We start from the raw sequence: 14,995 nt of genomic DNA on the forward strand, positions 1-14,995 counted from the left end.
CGCTCACCGCCTGCCAGACGCAGGAATGGTTCCGGATGCTGGAAGCTGCACGCTCGGAACCATTGCTCAACCGCACCGCGCTTGAACTCGGCACTGAACTTCCTATGCTTTGACATGAATACTCATCATGGCCTGGACCTTCTTGTAAGTGTCCGTGAAAACGGGGTAGAACCCCCACTGCAATCCTGGAAGGCTAAGCTATGGCTTGTAGCCGCTTGCATAGGGTCACGACAAGAATTGCACGAAACCGTATGTCAAAGACCAACGAATGGAGAACGATTTTAGATGAAGAATTGGCTGATCGGCTTAGTAGTCACCATGGCATGGACTAGCCCCTGCGTTGCTCAAATCGCCCCTGAGTTGCTCGGGGGCGCGGATCCGGATAAGCCGATGTTTAGCGAATCCTTCTACAAGGGGATCGAGGGCAATTGGGTGCTGGTACGCGAACCCGTCAACACCGGGTACCACTGCTCGGTTAATTTCATCACGCCAGATTCCACCTTGTCGTTTCGCGGTCCCGCCGACGCTGGGATGGCGAGAAAGGGTCATGGCAGTCTTTGGTTCATCAGCGAGGCAATCCCCCCGGTGACAAAGCCCGAGATCGCTCCGATCACGTTGTCATCTACCAACCACCCTACGCAGAATGTTCAGGCCGCCCATGTGAGCATGCCTGGCCAGAGCAGTGGGGCGTTGTTGCTGACCATCGACGTGCAGAAATCGGTACAGGAAAAGCCGGACAGTAATGAGCTCGCCATCCAGCTTCAGGGGAAAGAGGTGTTCCGGTCAAAAGTTGTCCAGTTGCAGCTGGCGTATCGCCAGCTTTCGGCTTGCATGAGCGCGGCTCGAAAATAGACCATGATTTCAGCCGTTTGGCACGTTCAAGATGTCGGCGCAGGCGCGACCCATCCCGCTTGTGTCGCCACTTGAATCAACGAAGATATTCACATCGGCAACCCTCAGCATCCCGGCGCTGTCCGGGATCAGCGCGTAGCGAACGTTGCAACTTTTATAGCCGCCGCCAGTGTAAGTCGCGCCGGTCACGAGATTCTGCCACATGACGCGATTGTCAAAGGCCTGCCCATAAGAGAGCGTCCGCGCGATCCCGGCCTGACGGACAGCGGGGTTGCCGTTCGCGGCGACGACCTCTTGCTCAGTCTTACCCAGCCACACCTGGATCAGGAGCGATTCACTGCGCGATAAACGCCTTTTCCCACGGTATTCAGCGGCGATCTGAGTAAAGTCCATATCGGCCTTCATTGCCGCCAGGTTGCCCTGTACCCTCCCCTGCGCTTCGGTTACTTGTTGCTGCATTTGGGCCAATTTTGCCGTGAGCGCTGCCGATTCTGCTGGCGTCAGCTTGCGGCCGCGATTGATCGCAGGCTTCGGCACGTCAGACCACAGCGTTTCCCAGGTAAAATCGGCAAGCGAACTCATCGACAGTCCGGCGGGGACCAGTTCCAGTCCATTCAAGCCGATGGCTGCCAGTTTCGCTCGCAATGTATCGGACTTAACCACACGATCGACCGCCGCAGCTTGTTTGGCATCGCCAATGCTGGCACTGTTGCAGGCTACATTCCATGCCTGTCGCATCGTGTAGCTGGTCGTGCTTTGCCAATCGGTGGGCTGGAGATCAATGATCGCCGGATCCTGTTTCATGGTCTTTGCGCCGCTGGCCACCCGGAATTCTACGGAATCCGGCGTGTCTAATATGCCGGTTGAATCAGCCTTGTGCTTGGGTGCGCCACGGCCGCGCCGAATCGACTTGGGGCATTTGAACTGAAGTTGATATTCCAACCATAGGGGTTGGTCGACCGCTTCATAGACCATCGTCAAATCAATCTGAATGACACGGTTTGAGTCAGGATTTGCGAGATCATCATTGATCGGCGTGTGGTCCATAATTGCGTCACTGGCGTAGACGTTGACACGCTTTCCGGCTGCACCTTGCATATCGATCAGAAACTCGCTGGCCCCGACTTGCGTTGCGATGGCCATAATGCCCGCGCCGATTACGAGTTTTGTGATTTGTCGTGTCATGAGCGCTTCCGTACCCGTTATGTCAACTCGCGCTCTACCGCGCACGTATATTACTGATATCAAGACGTTCTCAAAATTTGAGTACGCAATTTTGAAGCTTCTGCCGGAACCTGGCGTTTCCAGGTCGATTGTGCTGCAGCGACGTCGGAAATGCTAAGCCTTGTTGCGGAACGCTCTCGTTAGCCTTGTAGACCAAGCGAGGGACTTCTCTGAGTGCCGGGAAGCCACGAGCGACGCTGGCGTTGCACCTGCACCGGAGAACTCAGCAGATGACGCACGCTGACGGATGCCGTTGGTCGCAGCGCCCACGGCCGCTACGCAGGCGCAGACGATGCGCGGGCTGGGGCATCAGTCGTGAGGACGATTACGTCAGCTGCAGCGCCTGCCTGTTCAAGCCGACCACAGCGCCAGCGTCACCAGCAAGGCCGTTTCGGTCAGTTCTACCAATGCGCCGCAGGTATCGCCGGTCATGCCGCCAAGGCGCTGCAGGCAGCCGCGGCGCCAGAGTGCGAACACCAGTGCGGTGATACCAACGCACAACGCCGCGGTGGCCAGCCCGGCAACGATGCACACCGCGGTGCCGGCGCTCAGCGCCAGCCACAGGCCTGCACGTGGGGCGCCCGACAGTGCGCTGCCCAGCCCGCCGGCGCGCACATACGGCGTACTTAGGAACGCGGCAACCAGCGCGCTGCGCGCCAGTAGCGGCGCCAGCCATAGCGTGGTGGGCGCCTGCGCCAGCAGGCTGGCCAATGCGGCGCATTTGAGCAGCAACACCAGCACCAGCGCAGTCACCGCCATCGGGCCGCTGGTGGGGTCCTTCATGATCGCCAGCGTGCGTGCGCGGTCGCCCATGCCGCCGACCCAGGCGTCGGTCGTGTCGGCCAACCCGTCCCGGTGCAGGGCGCCGGTCAGCCAAGTCCATGCACTCAACAACACTGCCGCGCCCAGCAGTGGCGCCACATCGCGCAGGCACCCTGTCAGGCCTCACAGCAGCGCACCGAGCAGCAGGCCGACCGCCGGATACCACGGCAACGAACGCGCCTGCGCGCCCGGCCGAGCGAACACCGCGCCGGGCACCGGAATGCGGGTCAGGAAGCCGATCGCCGCGAGCAGCCCGTTGATCATCCGGCGTCGCGTGCCGACTGCGGCGCTGCCGACGGCTCCGACGGCTCCGACGGCAGCGCCGCAGCGACGCCGTTGGCCGGTGGCCAGGCCAGCGGATGCAGCGAGGCGTGCGGCACCGCCAGCTCGGTCATGCGGGCGAATCCGTTGCCGGCCACCATGCAGCGCAGCGCGCGGATCGCACCGCCGTGGGTGACCACCAAGACACGTCGGTTCGGATGGGCGCCAATGATCGCATCGAGTGCGGCAGACAGGCGCGCGCAGAAATCGGCAAACGGCTCGGCCTGCGGCGGCGGGTAGCGCAGCGGGTCGGCCCAGAAGCGGCCGAGCGCTTGTCCTTCGTCGCGATCGATCTCGGCCACCGGCACGCCCTGCCAGCGGGCGAAGTGATATTCGCGCAGCCGCGCGTTCAGCTGCAGCGGCACCCCACGCGCGTGGGCCAGTTCGGTGGCGAAGGCCGCGCAGCGCTGCAAGCTGGACGACACCACCACGTCCCATTCGCCTGCGGCGGTGGCTACGCGCAATTGCTGCCATCCCAAGGCGGTGAGGGGGTCGTCGAGCTGACCGCGGTCGCTGCGCTGGCCGGTGTCGCCGTGCCGCAGCAGGCTGATCTGCGCACTCATGCGTCGGACACGCCGGCTTCGGCAAACGTGGCCATGCCGTTGTGCAAGGCGCAGGCATGACGCAGCAGCGGAATCGCCACCGCTGCGCCGCTGGCCTCGCCCAGGCGCAGGTCCAGCTGCAGCAACGGCTCGGCATCCAGCGCGCGCAGCAAGGCGGCGTGGCCGCGCTCCTGCGAGCGATGTCCGAACAACAGCCATTCGCGCACACCGCCATTGAGATGGGTGGCGACCAGCGCTGCAGCAGTGCTGATGAAGCCATCCACCAGCACCGGAATCCCGGCCTGCGCAGCGGCGATGTAGGCACCGACCAGGGCGGCGATCTCGAAACCGCCCAGCCGGCGCAGCCGCTCCAACGGCGTCGCAGCATCGGCATGCAGGGCCAGCGCACGGGTGATCACGGTGGCCTTGTGGGCGATGCCCTCGGCATCCAGCCCGGTGCCGGCGCCGGCCATCGCCTGCGGAAACTGCGACAGCAGCGCGCAGCCCAACGCCGCGGCCGAGGTGGTGTTGCCGATGCCCATTTCGCCGCCGACAAACAGCTGCGTGTCGCAACTCTTTGCCTGCGCGACGCTTTCGGCGCCCGCGGCAAGCGCGTCGCGCAGCTGGGTGGAGCTCATCGCCGGCTGCTCGCAGATATTGGCACTGGCCGGGGCGATCCAGGCACGCCGCACCCGCGGCAACTCGCCCGGGTCGTTGACCACGCCCAGATTGACCACTTCCAGGCGCGCACCGAGCTCGCGCGCCAGCACCGCAATGGCGGCGCCACCGCGGGCGAAATTACGCACCATCTCGCCAGTGACCGCCTGCGGAAACGCAGACACGCCCTCGGCGGCGACGCCATGGTCGGCGGCATACACCGCGATCCAGACCCGCTGCACGGTGGGGTGCTCGTTGCGCTGCCAGGCCGCCAGCTGCACTGCCAGCTGTTCCAGCCGGCCCAGCGCGCCGTGCGGCTTGGTCAGTTGCTCCTGCCGCGCCAGCGCAGCCGCGCGCACACGCGCGTCCGGCACCGCACAGGCACCATGGATCCAATCGCTTGTCACACCGCCTCTCCCGTCAGAACCATCGGCAAACCTGCCATCACCAGCACCACACGCTCGCACTGTAGCGCCAATGCCTGGTGCAGCCGGCCTGTCGACAAATCGAGGCGTGAGTTCGCCCAGCGGCACGACGCCCTGGCCCGCTTCGTTGCGCGCTCACCCCACAGTGCGCATGCCCGGCGCAACAGTCGCGCTTACTGCGCGGCCTGATAACGCAACGTCAGCAGATAATTGCGCCCGGGCTGCGCGTACCAGCGTGCGGTTTCGTACTGGCGATCGAACACGTTGTTGGCGGTGAGCGAGACCTTCCAGTCCGCAGTCACGGCATAGCTCACGCGCAGATCCAGCAACCCGTAACCGGCCAGCTGCTCGGTGTTGGCCAGATCGTCGAAGCGCTTGCCGGACCCGAACAGGCTTGCGCCGACGCCGAATGCACCGAAGCTGCGGTCCGCATCGATGCGCCCGCTCTGCCGCGCGCGCCGCGGCAACCAGTTGCCGTTGTTGACCTCGCCATCGGCCTGCGGCTGCAGCCAGGTCAAGGCGCTGCGCACGGTCCAGCCGGCCAGCTCGGTGTCGTAGCCGGCTTCCATGCCGCGGATGCGCGCCTGATCGATATTGTTCGGCTGCCCGAACGGATGCGCCGCATCCACCAACGACGCGTCGTAGGCGATCAGATTGTCGATGCGGGTCTGGAACGCGCTCAGCGTCCAGGTGCCCCAGCCGTAGCTGCCACGCAGGCCGAGCTCGGCGCTCTTGGAGGTTTCCGGCCCCAGCAACGGATTGCCGAAATCGGGGTAATACAACTCGTTGAAGGTGGGTGCCTTGAACGCGGTGCCGTAGCTAGCGGTCAGGCGCAGATGCTCGGCAACATCCCAGCCCCACAGCAGGCTACCGGTGGTCTTGCCGCCGAACTGGCTGTTGTCGTTGCGACGCAGGCTGGCCTGCAAGGACTGCGCACCGAAGCTCTGTTGCCACTGCGCGAATGCGGCGCGGTCGATGCGGCTGTCGGCATCGTAATTGTCGCTGCTGGCGATGGCGTCGCGCTGCCAGTCGAAGCCGACCGTGAGCAGGCCCGCGCCGGCAGCGATATCGGCCTGCAACGCGCCCTGCTTGCGGCGGGTGTCATAGGTGGACAGATACGCACCGTCGTAATACGCATCGCTGAAGTCGGAACTGCTGCCGACGCTGGCAGTGAGCTTGACCGCATCGGTAGGCGCGTAACGCACACGGCCACCGACCGCCTGCTGCACGCCCTTGGACAGGTTGCCGCCGAAGGCCGAGCCGTCGTATTCGTTGCGGCTTTGCGCGCGCAAGGCATGCACGTCGGCGTCCCACTGGCGATTGAAGCGCCAGCCGCCCTGCATGCTCAGCGAATCGTTGCGGTAGCCATCGCGATCCGGGTCGTAGTCGCTGGAGCTGGTGTCCAGATACGCGTTGATGCCATCGGTTTCGTCATGCACCGCGTTGGCCGAATACCAGCCACCGCTTTCGCTCAGATCGCCTGCACTGCGCCCGGCCAGGCCCGCGCTGTAGCGGCGCGCATTGTCGCTGCCGGCCGCCGCGCTGAAGGTGGGCACGAAGCGGCCTTGCGGGCGCCGGGTAAAGATCTGGATCACCCCGCCCAGCGCCTCGGAACCGTACAGGCTGGAGAACGGACCACGCACGATTTCGATGCGCTCGATCTGCTCGATCGGCAGATCCTGCAACGCCGCTCCGCCCGAGGTGGCCGAGCCGATGCGCACGCCATCGATCAGCACCACCACCTGATCGGACTCGGTGCCGCGCAGGAACAGCGAGGTCGGCTTGCCCGGGCCGCCGTTGTTGGCCAGCGACACCCCGGCTTCGCCACGCAGCAGGTCCTGCAGCGAATTCACCTGGCGACGCTCGATCTGCGCGCGGTCGATCACGGTGACCGGCGCCAGCGTCTGGTCCTGGGTCTGCGCAGTACGCGAGGCGGTGACCACGACCTGGTCGAGATCGATGGCGGCCTCGGCATGGGCCAGGGTGGCCACGCACAGCGACAGCCCCACGGCCAGCACCGCACGACGCGGCAAAACGGAAGAAACGGACATCGACTGCTGCTCCTGGAACCGCGCCTACCCGCGCGGGGGCAATGGGGCGGCAGACAGCAACGGGCCAGGCGTCCAACGCGGCAGCGCCAGACGATCAAGGCCACGCCCACCGCGTGCCGGTTCAATCCCTCAGGCCGGTCTCCGGGCTCGCGAGTGGAAGCCTGCGCCTCCGATGCCGCGCCTTCCCATGCGACTGCACAGTGGCGTGTTGCGGCATCTGACCTCGCCCACCGTTGCGGGGGCAGCTCCGGCATTGCAGCTCGCCAAGGCGATCCGCGCACCAGATTCCCGTTTAAACCACCGGCAAACCGGCAGTCACCTCAGGGGCGCGCATGGTAGCAGGATTGGCCAGAGGCGCTTCCGAGGTCTGCGGCAGGGGGCCAGGCGCAACGCGTCTCCACGCACCGGGGGGGCCAATCCCTTCTCCCACCGGGAGAAGGTGGCGCGCAGCGCCGGATGAGGGTACGGAGCGAAGCCTCATGCCATGGCTGAAAGCAGCATGCCGGGGCTGCCGGCATGGCCGCATGTCTGCCACCGAGTTTCACCTCGCACATGCGAGTGGGCTTCGCTCCCGTACCCTCACCCCAATCCCCGCTCCACGCCCCGGCCCGCGCTTGCGGCGCGGGCGCTCCCTGGCACGCGCGCCCATGGCGCGCCAGCTTTGCCTCCTCTCCCCGACGGGAGAGGGGCTTCGGGTAACTTCGTCATGACCGCGTTCAGCACTTTTCGAAGTCGCGGCAACTCGAAGTCGCGGCAACAACGTGCCGAGGCGGCAGCGTGGCCGGGGATTGGCGGAGAGCGGCACACGGATGTGCCGCGACGGCGAGTCAGACAGGATGTCTGCCGAGCCGAAAAGCCGATCCCCGGCCGCGCTGACGCCCTGACCGAAGCCAGAGACAGACGGCGTGCTTGGCGGTGCCTGGAGAACCCGTACCCTCCCCCCAACTCCCGCGCCCCGGCCCGCGCTTGCGGCGCGGGCGCTCCAAGGCACGCGCGCCCATGGCGCGCCAGCTGTGCCTCCTCGCCCCGACGGGAGAGGGGCTAACCGTCCTCCGCAGGAGAGGGGCTAGCTCGTCCCTTCCCGCACTCCTGCTCAGTTCACGGCTATCAAACCTCACGCCCCCTGCAGCGCCTGCTCCAGATCCGCCAACAGATCGTCGATGTGCTCGATGCCGATCGACAGCCGCACCGTGTCTTCGCTGACCCCGGCATGTTCCAGTTCGGCCGGGCCCAGCTGACGGTGCGTGGTCGATGCCGGATGCGTTGCCAGCGACTTCGCATCGCCGATGTTCACCAGCCGCGTGAACAACTGCAGTGCATCCAGAAAACGCGCGCCGGCCGCGCGTCCGCCGGGCAGGCCGAAGGTCAGCACGCCCGAACCATGCCCGCCCAGATACTTCTGCGCCAACGCATGCTCCGGATGATCCGGCAGCGCGGCGTAATTGACCCAGGCGACCCGCGGGTGCTGCTGCAGATACGTCGCAATCGCCAGCGTGTTGGCATTGATGCGCTCCATCCGCAACGGCAGCGTTTCGATGCCTTGCAGGATCAGGAATGCGTTGAACGGCGACAGCGCCGCGCCGGTATTGCGCAGCGGCACCACGCGCGCACGGCCGATGTACGCCGCCTCGCCCAGCGCTTCGGTGTAGACCACGCCGTGATAGCTCACGTCCGGCTCGTTGAGGCGTGGAAACCGCTGCTTGTGCGCCGCCCACGGGAAGCGCCCGCTGTCCACGATCGCCCCGCCGATGCTATTGCCATGGCCGCCCAGATACTTGGTCAGCGAGTGCACCACGATGTCGGCGCCGAAGTCGATCGGCCGCAGCAGCGACGGCGTGGCCACGGTATTGTCCACGATCAGCGGCACGCCATGCGCATGCGCCACCGCGGCCACGGCCTCGATATCGGTGATGTTGCCGCGCGGATTGCCGATCGACTCCACGAACACCGCCTTGGTACGCTCATCGATCAAGCCGGCAAACGCCTGCGGATCGCGATAATCGGCAAAACGCGTGCTGATGCCGAACTGCGGCAAGGTATGCGCGAACAGATTGTAGGTGCCGCCGTACAAGGCACTGGAGGAGACGATGTTGTCGCCGGCCTCGGCGATGGTCTGGATCGCATAAGTCACCGCGGCCTGCCCCGAGGCCAGCGCCAGCGCACCGATGCCGCCCTCCAGCGCAGCCACGCGCTGCTCCAGCACGGCGTTGGTCGGGTTCATGATGCGGCTGTAGATATTGCCCTGCACCTTGAGGTCGAACAGGTCCGCGCCATGCTGGGTATCGTCGAAGGCGTAGGCGACGGTCTGGTAGATCGGCACCGCCACCGCCCGCGTGGTGGGATCGGGCTGATAGCCGCCGTGCACGGCGATGGTTTCGGGCTTCCACTGCGGATCGGTCATGGCGCGGCTCGCTCGGACAGGAGTGCCGACCATAGCCGGCCCTGCACGCGTGTCTGCAAACCAGCGGTGATGACCTTATGCCGCCGCGTTGTGAGCACGGACGATACGCCGCATGCGCCATCCCCCTCATGCAAACGGGCACTGCCTGCGCAGTGCCCGTTGCTTGCTTCAACCGCTGCCAGCGATACGGCGCGCAACCGGCGCCGCGTCTCAGCCCTTGTCAAACACCAGCCGCCCACCCTCGGCACGCACGCGCACGGTGTCGCCGCCGAGGTACTGACCAGACAGAATCTGCTGGGCCAGCGGGTTTTCCACCTGCGACTGGATCGCACGCTTGAGCGGGCGCGCGCCATACACCGGATCGAAACCGACATTGCCGAGCAGTTCCAGCGCGGCATCGTCCAGGTCCAGCTTGAGGCCGCGCTCGGACAGGCGCTTTTCCAGGCCATGCAACTGGATGCGCGCGATCGACTTGATCTGCGCCTTGTCCAGCGGGTGGAACACCACGATGTCGTCGAGCCGGTTGATGAACTCCGGGCGGAAATGCGCCTGCACCACGCCCATCACCGCCGCCTTCATCTGCGTATAGGCCTCGGCGCTGCCGTCGCCGGACAACTCCTGGATCTGGTGCGAGCCCAGGTTGGAGGTCATCACGATGACGGTGTTGCGGAAGTCCACCGTGCGGCCCTGGCCATCGGTCAGGCGGCCGTCGTCGAGCACCTGCAGCAGGATGTTGAAGACATCGGCGTGCGCCTTTTCCACCTCGTCCAGCAGGATCAGCGAATACGGGCGCCGCCGCACCGCCTCGGTCAGATAGCCGCCCTCCTCATAGCCCACATAGCCCGGAGGCGCACCGATCAACCGCGAGACCGAATGCTTCTCCATGAACTCGCTCATGTCGATGCGGATCATCGCCTCGGTGCTGTCGAACAGGAAATCCGCCAGCGCCTTGCACAACTCGGTCTTGCCCACGCCGGTCGGGCCCAGGAACAGGAACGAGCCGCTCGGACGATTGGGATCGGACAGGCCGGCGCGCGAACGCCGCACCGCGTCGGAGACGACCTTGATGGCCTCGTTCTGGCCGACCACGCGCTGGTGCAGCTCGTCTTCCATGCGCAGCAGCTTGTCGCGTTCGCCCTCGAGCATCTTGTTGACCGGGATACCGGTCCAGCGCGACACCACTTCGGCGATTTCCTCGGCGGTCACGCGGTCCTGCACCAGCTTGAAGTCGTGATGTTCGACCTCGTTGGCCAGCGCCATCTGCTTTTCCAGCTGCGGCAGCACGCCGTACTGGATCTCGCTCATCTTGGCGTAGTCCTGGCGCCGTTGCGCGGCTTCCAGCTCCAGCTTGGCGTGCTCGATCTGCTCCTTGACCTTGGTGGTGCCCTGCAGCGCGGCCTTTTCCGACTTCCACAACTCGTTGAGGTCGTAGAACTCGCGCTCGAGCTTGTCGATGTCGTTTTCCAGATCGGCCAGGCGTTGACGCGAGGCGTCGTCCTTTTCCTTCTTCAGCATCTCGCGCTGGATCTTGAGCTGGATCAGGCGACGCTCCAGGCGATCGAGTTCTTCCGGCTTGGAGTCGATCTCCATGCGGATGCGCGATGCCGCCTCATCCATCAGGTCGATCGCCTTGTCCGGCAGCTGGCGGTCGGTGATGTAGCGGTTGGACAAGGTGGCGGCGGCAACGATCGCCGGGTCGGTGATTTCCACGCCGTGATGCACCGCGTAGCGCTCCTTCAGCCCACGCAGGATCGCGATGGTGTCTTCCACCGTTGGTTCGCCCACGAACACCTTCTGGAAGCGCCGCTCCAGCGCCGCGTCCTTTTCGATGTACTTGCGGTACTCGTCCAGCGTGGTGGCGCCGATGCAATGCAGCTCGCCGCGCGCCAGCGCCGGCTTGAGCATGTTGCCGGCATCCATCGCGCCATCGGCCTTGCCGGCGCCGACCATGGTGTGCAGCTCGTCGATGAACAGGATGATCTGGCCTTCGTTCTTGGACAGGTCGCTGAGCACCGCCTTCAGCCGTTCTTCGAACTCGCCGCGGAACTTGGCGCCAGCGATCAGCGCGCCCATGTCCAGCGACAGCACGCGCTTGCCGCGCAGGCCTTCGGGCACTTCGCCATTGATGATGCGTTGCGCCAGGCCCTCGACAATGGCGGTCTTGCCCACGCCGGGTTCGCCGATCAGCACCGGGTTGTTCTTGGTGCGCCGCTGCAACACCTGGATGGTGCGGCGGATTTCTTCGTCGCGGCCGATCACCGGATCAAGCTTGCCGCTCTCCGCACGTGCGGTCAGGTCGATGGTGTATTTTTCCAGCGCCTGGCGTTGTTCCTCGGCGTTTTCCGATTGCACGGTCTCGCCGCCGCGCAGCTTGTCGATGGCGGCTTCGATCTTCTTCTTGTCGCCGCCGGCCGCGCGCAAGGCCACGCCCAGCGGGCTGGCATCATCGGCGGCGGCCAGCACGAACCACTCGCTGGCGATGAAGGCATCGCCATGTTGCTGGGCCAATTTGTCGGTCTGGTTGAGCAGGCGGTTGAGATCGTTGCCGATCGACAGGTTGCCTTCCTGCCCGGAGACCTTGGGCAGCGTGTCCAGCGCCTCGCCCAGCCGCTCGCGCAGCAGCGGCACGTTGACGCCGGCCTGCGACAGCAGCGGGCGTGTGCTGCCGCCACTCTGGTCGAGCAAGGCGGCGAGCACGTGCACCGGCTCGATGATGTTGTGGTCGCGGCCCACGGCCAGCGACTGCGCGTCGGCCAGCGCCTGCTGGAACCGCGAGGTGAGCTTGTCCATCCGCATGGGGATAATCCTCTGAACTGGTGGCCGGCGACGCCGACGATACCGTGCAGATGCGGCTGCCGTGCAGGGTTTCAAGGTTTGGCGGCTGCGCAGGCGCCGATGCGGGGCTGCAGGACCGGCTCACACGCGGCGGCGCCTGGGCTGGGCGGTGTGGGCTCGCCCACTGACCTGGACCACCCCAGGCCGACGGACACGTCGTTACACGATCCGCCGCAGCGGCAGCGACGCAGGCGCCACGGCAGGATTCTCCGCAGCCGCTGACGCCGGAACGTGCGATGCCCCCAGCAGACGCGACAGCACCTGCGCCTGGATTGCCGCCAGGGCCGGCGCGCCGGGGGCACGCGGATGCGGCACCGGCACCGGCAGGTCCAGGCCGACCTGGCCATGCTCGATCAGCACGATGCGATCGGCCAGCGCACTCGCCTCGGCCACATCGTGGGTCACCAGCACCAGAGTGAAGCCGTACTGCCGCCACAACTGCACGATCAGCTGCTGCATCTCGATGCGCGTCAACGCATCCAGTGCGCCCAGCGGTTCGTCCAGCAACAGCAGCCGCGGCCGATGTACCAGTGCGCGCGCCAGGGCCACGCGCTGGCGTTGACCGCCGGACAGCGCCGCCGGCCACTCGCCACCGCGTGCACCCAGCCCCACCGCGTCCAGCGCCGCCTGTGCCTGCACACGCCCGGCACGCCCCAGGCCCAGCGCCACGTTGTCGATCACACGCTTCCAGGGCAGCAACCGCGCGTCCTGGAACATCAGCCGCACCGCATCGCGCTGCGCTGCCAGCGCTGCATGATCGCTGTCGATGGTACCGGTATCGGCTGCTTCCAGCCCGGCGATCACGCGCAGCAAGGTGCTCTTGCCGCAGCCGCTGCGCCCGACCACCGCCACGCAGGCGCCAGGCGCGATCTCAAGGTCGATACCGCGCAACACCTCACTGTCGCCATAACGCTTGCCGATGCCGCGCAGGCTCAGCGGCAGGCCGGTGTCGGCCGCGCTCACCGGCGCAGCTCCGCACGCTGTTGCTGCGCCGGATGCCAGCCCAGCCACCAGGCTTCCAGCCCGCGTGCGGCCAGATCGGCCAGCTTGCCGAGCAGCGCGTACAGCACGATGGCCACCACCACGATGTCGGTCTGCAGAAACTCGCGTGCGTTGGTGGCCAGATAGCCGATGCCGGAACTGGCGGAAATGGTTTCGGCCACGATCAGGGTCAGCCACATCAGGCCCAACGCAAAGCGCAAGCCGACCAGAATCGACGGCAATGCGCCGGGCAACAACACATCGACAAACAGCTGCGGGCCGCGCAAGCCGTAATTGCGCGCCATCTCGATCAAGGCCGGGTCCACGCTGCGGATACCGTGATAGGTATTGAGATAGATCGGGAAGAATGTGCCCAGCGCCACCAGAAACAGCTTGGCGCCCTCGTCGATCCCGAACCACAGGATCACCAACGGAATCAGCGCCAGATGCGGCACGTTGCGCAGCATCTGCAAGGTGCTGTCGAGCAGGCGTTCGGCCACACGCGACACGCCGGTGAGCAGGCCCAGCGCAAACCCGATGCTGCCGCCGATGGCCAGGCCCACGGCCGCGCGCCAGCTGCTGATCGCCAGGTGTTGCCACAACTCGCCGGTTTGCACCAACGTCACTGCGGCACGCAATACCGCATCCGGCGCGGGCAGGATGCGCTGCGGCAACCAGCCGCCGGAGGCTGCGATCTGCCAGGCCACCAGCAAGGCCAGTGGCACTAGCCAGGGCACCAGCACGTTGCCTAATCGCTGCGCGCGGCGACTCATCGCGCAGCCTTGTTGGTTGGGCGATGCAGCGAAACAACGGCGTGCGCCTGGCCGCTCACGGATGCTCGGCACGCGTTCCGGCCTGCGCATGCGCTCCTGCTTGCGGGTGTATTCCTGCTTCCACGCATCACTTGCCCGCCGCCTGCTTGCCTGCCGCTGGCACCGCGGCAACCGCGGGCGCCCGCCATACTGCCGGGGCGACCAGCACGCGCTTGGGCAGCAGGCGCTGCGCGTAGAACAGATCGGCGGTGGCCTGCTGCGCCTTGATGACCTCGGCGCTGAGCGGTTGCACGCTGGCCGGCGGGCGATGCGTCAGCGTGCGCTCGACCACCGCAGGCGACAGCCCGCTGACCTGCGCCAGCACCTTGATGCTGCCGGCGCGGTCGCGCTCCAGCAAGCCATCGGCCTGGTTGAGCTGCAGCATCACCTGCTGCACAAACGGGCCCCACGCGGTGGCGTAACGCCGCGAGGACAGAAAGAACCCGCCGGTCAATCCCAACCCTTCGCCATTGGCGAGCAGGCGTGCGCTGCCATCCAGCGTCAATGCCGAATACCACGGGTCCCAGATCGCCCAGGCATCCACCTGCCCGGCCGCGAATGCCGCACGTGCGTTGGCCGGCGACAGATACAACGGCGTGATGTCGCGCATGCTCAGGCCGGACTTGGCCAACAACCGCAGCAGCAGGTTGTGCGCGCTGGAACCCTTCTGGAAGGCCACCCGCTTGCCCTTGAGGTCGGCCACGCGCCGCAGCGTGCTCTTGGCCGGCACCAGAATGGTCTCAGCCTTGGGCGTGGGCGGCACCCAGCCCACGTACAGCAGATCGGCACCGGCGGCCTGCGCAAACAGCGGCGGAATATCACCCGCACCGCCCAGGTCGATGCTGCCCACGTTCAAGGCTTCCAGCAGCTGCGGGCCGGCCGGAAACTCGACCCAGCTGATTCTGGTGCGCGGGAAGCGCTGCTCCAGCAACCGATGCTGCTTGGCCAGCACCAGGCTGGACACCGCTTTCTGATAGCCGATACGCAACTGCGCCGGCTCGGCCGCCGCTGCGGGTTGCAGCCACGCGATGCCGGACAACAGCAACGCAGCAATCAAAAAGCGGTAGCGCAT

Annotated in this window: 10 protein-coding genes, 2 pseudogenes and 1 riboswitch; of the genes and pseudogenes, 1 reads left to right on the forward strand and 11 read right to left on the reverse strand. The window is 66.0% G+C overall.

Annotation, left to right across the window (positions count from 1 at the left end):
* The first annotated feature begins 285 nt into the window (after positions 1-285).
* Positions 286-852, forward strand: a complete 567-nt coding sequence (locus ACCQ04_RS15360) for a hypothetical protein (RefSeq protein WP_046343892.1) — start codon at positions 286-288, stop codon at positions 850-852.
* 9 nt (positions 853-861) lie between these two features.
* On the opposite strand, the gene ACCQ04_RS15365 is transcribed toward ACCQ04_RS15360, so the two are convergent.
* From ACCQ04_RS15365 to ACCQ04_RS15415, 11 genes and pseudogenes are all read right to left on the reverse strand, one after another.
* Entirely contained in the window at positions 862-1,998 is a 1,137-nt protein-coding gene (locus ACCQ04_RS15365) for a hypothetical protein (protein WP_166770968.1), read from the reverse strand.
* Positions 1,999-2,427: 429 nt separating this feature from the next.
* Positions 2,428-3,162, reverse strand: a pseudogene (locus ACCQ04_RS15370) (adenosylcobinamide-GDP ribazoletransferase).
* On the reverse strand, positions 3,159-3,782 hold the full coding sequence (locus tag ACCQ04_RS15375) for a histidine phosphatase family protein (protein ID WP_226427327.1): 624 nt from the start codon (positions 3,780-3,782) through the stop codon (positions 3,159-3,161). The pseudogene ACCQ04_RS15370 and the gene ACCQ04_RS15375 overlap by 4 nt, the downstream one beginning before the upstream one ends.
* Positions 3,779-4,825, reverse strand: a complete 1,047-nt coding sequence (gene cobT, locus ACCQ04_RS15380; protein ID WP_024940845.1) for a nicotinate-nucleotide--dimethylbenzimidazole phosphoribosyltransferase — start codon at positions 4,823-4,825, stop codon at positions 3,779-3,781. Before cobT ends, ACCQ04_RS15375 begins: the two co-directional genes overlap by 4 nt.
* Positions 4,822-4,972: pseudogene (locus ACCQ04_RS15385) on the reverse strand (bifunctional adenosylcobinamide kinase/adenosylcobinamide-phosphate guanylyltransferase); the annotation flags it as partial. The gene cobT and the pseudogene ACCQ04_RS15385, both read right to left, overlap by 4 nt.
* Before the next feature lie 44 nt (positions 4,973-5,016).
* Positions 5,017-6,894, reverse strand: coding sequence for a TonB-dependent vitamin B12 receptor (gene btuB / locus ACCQ04_RS15390; RefSeq protein ID WP_226427328.1), 1,878 nt, complete (start codon positions 6,892-6,894; stop codon positions 5,017-5,019).
* Between the two features lie 115 nt (positions 6,895-7,009).
* A riboswitch (cobalamin riboswitch) is annotated at positions 7,010-7,232 on the reverse strand.
* A 776-nt stretch (positions 7,233-8,008) separates the two neighbouring features.
* Entirely contained in the window at positions 8,009-9,295 is a 1,287-nt protein-coding gene (locus tag ACCQ04_RS15395; RefSeq protein ID WP_226427329.1) for an O-acetylhomoserine aminocarboxypropyltransferase/cysteine synthase family protein, read from the reverse strand.
* A 210-nt stretch (positions 9,296-9,505) separates the two neighbouring features.
* Positions 9,506-12,091 (reverse strand): ATP-dependent chaperone ClpB, encoded by a 2,586-nt coding sequence (gene clpB, locus ACCQ04_RS15400; protein WP_226427330.1) that lies wholly within the window; start codon positions 12,089-12,091, stop codon positions 9,506-9,508.
* A gap of 198 nt (positions 12,092-12,289) precedes the next feature.
* Positions 12,290-13,093, reverse strand: a complete 804-nt coding sequence (locus tag ACCQ04_RS15405; protein ID WP_226427331.1) for an ATP-binding cassette domain-containing protein — start codon at positions 13,091-13,093, stop codon at positions 12,290-12,292.
* A complete protein-coding gene (ssuC, locus tag ACCQ04_RS15410; protein ID WP_226427332.1) occupies positions 13,090-13,884 on the reverse strand; it encodes an aliphatic sulfonate ABC transporter permease SsuC in 795 nt (264 codons plus the stop codon). Before ssuC ends, ACCQ04_RS15405 begins: the two co-directional genes overlap by 4 nt.
* Positions 13,885-14,011: 127 nt before the next feature.
* Positions 14,012-14,995 (reverse strand): aliphatic sulfonate ABC transporter substrate-binding protein, encoded by a 984-nt coding sequence (locus ACCQ04_RS15415; RefSeq protein ID WP_226427333.1) that lies wholly within the window; start codon positions 14,993-14,995, stop codon positions 14,012-14,014.

The organism is Xanthomonas sp. NCPPB 2866, from assembly GCF_041475745.2.
Taxonomy (GTDB): Bacteria; Pseudomonadota; Gammaproteobacteria; order Xanthomonadales; family Xanthomonadaceae; genus Xanthomonas; species Xanthomonas arboricola.

What these genes read in the sequence shown, in the direction of transcription:
- ACCQ04_RS15360 (WP_046343892.1), top strand. Translation starts at nt 286, where the DNA reads ATGAAGAATTGGCTGATCGGCTTAGTAGTCACCATGGCATGGACTAGC.
- clpB (WP_226427330.1), bottom strand. Translation starts at nt 12,091, where the DNA reads ATGCGGATGGACAAGCTCACCTCGCGGTTCCAGCAGGCGCTGGCCGAC.
- ACCQ04_RS15415 (WP_226427333.1), bottom strand. Translation starts at nt 14,995, where the DNA reads ATGCGCTACCGCTTTTTGATTGCTGCGTTGCTGTTGTCCGGCATCGCG.
- ACCQ04_RS15375 (WP_226427327.1), bottom strand. Translation starts at nt 3,782, where the DNA reads ATGAGTGCGCAGATCAGCCTGCTGCGGCACGGCGACACCGGCCAGCGC.
- ACCQ04_RS15395 (WP_226427329.1), bottom strand. Translation starts at nt 9,295, where the DNA reads ATGACCGATCCGCAGTGGAAGCCCGAAACCATCGCCGTGCACGGCGGC.
- ssuC (WP_226427332.1), bottom strand. Translation starts at nt 13,884, where the DNA reads ATGAGTCGCCGCGCGCAGCGATTAGGCAACGTGCTGGTGCCCTGGCTA.
- btuB (WP_226427328.1), bottom strand. Translation starts at nt 6,894, where the DNA reads ATGTCCGTTTCTTCCGTTTTGCCGCGTCGTGCGGTGCTGGCCGTGGGG.